Origin of the sequence: Clostridium boliviensis, from assembly GCF_033342255.1 — a bacterium.
GTDB classification, from domain to species: Bacteria; Bacillota; Clostridia; order Lachnospirales; family Lachnospiraceae; genus Lacrimispora; species Lacrimispora boliviensis.
The window spans coordinates 1-496 of record NZ_JAWONS010000098.1 but is presented as its reverse complement, the minus strand read 5'-3'; the positions used below and the strand labels follow the sequence as shown (position 1 = coordinate 496).

The window sequence follows — 496 nt, the reverse complement described above, 5'->3', positions numbered from 1 at the left end:
TGGTCAGCCGGCCGGCGCCGAGGACCCGCGCCGCATCGATAAAAAGGGATTCCTTGATCTCCAACACCGCTCCGCGTGTGATCCGGGCGAAGATCGGGGTGTAGACGATGCCGATGGCGATCATCACATTGGTCAGACTGGCACCGAGGACCGCCATGATCACCAGGGCCAGCAGGATGTCCGGAAAGGAGAACAGGACATCGATCACCCGCGACAGGGCCGCATCCACCCATCGGCCGTAATAGCCCGCCGCCGCCCCGATCAACACCCCCGCCGTGAGGGCGATGCCGACGGAAATGAGTCCCACTTTGAAGGAAATTTGCGCCCCGTACACCATCCGACTCAGGACATCCCGGCCGAAGGAATCGGTACCCAACGGGTGTTCCGCCGACGGCGGACTCAATACGGCGTTTTCGTCGATCCGATAGGGATCGTACGGGGCGATGAGCGGAGCAAACACCGCCATCAGCATAAAGATAAGAATCAGGACCAGCCC

General features: G+C 61.5%; 1 protein-coding gene. It reads right to left on the bottom strand.

The window, feature by feature from the left end:
• On the bottom strand, nt 1–496 hold a 496-nt coding region (locus RZO55_RS03770), incomplete at both ends, for an ABC transporter permease (protein WP_318062954.1).